We start from the raw sequence: 1,563 nt of genomic DNA on the forward strand, positions 1-1,563 counted from the left end.
CAATAGACAACGGTCCTTACTTCTTTTCCTTAGAAAGGAGGTGATCCAGCCGCACCTTCCGATACGGCTACCTTGTTACGACTTCACCCCAGTTACCGGTCCCGCCTTCGGCAGCTCCCTCCTTATAGGTTGGGTCACTGACTTCGGGCGTTACCAACTCCCATGGTGTGACGGGCGGTGTGTACAAGACCCGGGAACGTATTCACCGCGACATGCTGATTCGCGATTACTAGCGATTCCAGCTTCATGTAGTCGAGTTGCAGACTACAATCCGAACTGAGACGTTATTTTTGAGATTTGCTCCGCTTCACAGCCTCGCTTCTCTTTGTTTACGCCATTGTAGCACGTGTGTAGCCCTGGCCATAAGGGGCATGATGATTTGACGTCATCCCCACCTTCCTCCAGGTTGTCCCTGGCAGTCCCTCCAGAGTCCCCAACTTGACTTGCTGGCTACTGAAGGTAAGGGTTGCGCTCGTTGCGGGACTTAACCCAACATCTCACGACACGAGCTGACGACAACCATGCACCACCTGTCTCCAATGTTCCGAAGAAAAGGACACATTACTGTCCGGTCATCGGGATGTCAAGGCCAGGTAAGGTTCTTCGCGTTGCTTCGAATTAAACCACATGCTCCACCGCTTGTGCGGGTCCCCGTCAATTCCTTTGAGTTTCATTCTTGCGAACGTACTCCCCAGGTGGACTACTTATTGCGTTGGCTGCGGCACCGATGAGCTTTGCTCACCGACACCTAGTAGTCATCGTTTACGGCGTGGACTACCAGGGTATCTAATCCTGTTTGCTCCCCACGCTTTCGAGCCTCAACGTCAGTTACCGTCCAGCAAGCCGCCTTCGCCACTGGTGTTCCTCCTAATATCTACGCATTTCACCGCTACACTAGGAATTCCACTTGCCTCTCCGGTACTCCAGCTACACAGTTTCCAAAGCAATCCCGGGGTTGAGCCCCGGGTTTTCACTCCAGACTTGCACAGCCGTCTACGCTCCCTTTACACCCAGTAAATCCGGATAACGCTTGCCCCCTACGTATTACCGCGGCTGCTGGCACGTAGTTAGCCGGGGCTTCTTACTCAGGTACCGTCATTTTCTTCCCTGCTGATAGAAGTTTACATACCGAAATACTTCATCCTTCACGCGGCGTCGCTGCATCAGGGTTTCCCCCATTGTGCAATATTCCCCACTGCTGCCTCCCGTAGGAGTTTGGGCCGTGTCTCAGTCCCAATGTGGCCGGTCGCCCTCTCAGGTCGGCTACTGATCGTCGGCTTGGTGCGCCGTTACCGCACCAACTACCTAATCAGACGCGGGCCCATCTCACACCACCGGAGTTTTTACCACTGAACCATGCGGTTCCGTGGTCTTATGCGGTATTAGCAGTCATTTCTAACTGTTATCCCCCTGTGTGAGGCAGGTTGCCCACGCGTTACTCACCCGTCCGCCGCTCAGTCAAATACCTCGTCATTCCGAAGAAATCCAAAGTAAGTGCTTCGCTCGACTTGCATGTGTTAAGCACGCCGCCAGCGTTCATCCTGAGCCAGGATCAAACTCTCG

General features: G+C 53.8%; 1 rRNA gene. It reads right to left on the reverse strand.

What is annotated here, in order from left to right:
* Positions 1-33: 33 nt before the first annotated feature.
* Positions 34-1,563: ribosomal RNA gene (locus H6A20_RS13005) — 16S ribosomal RNA — on the reverse strand.

Origin of the sequence: Mordavella massiliensis, assembly GCF_016901695.1 — a bacterium.
GTDB lineage: Bacteria > Bacillota > Clostridia > Lachnospirales > Lachnospiraceae > Claveliimonas > Claveliimonas massiliensis_A.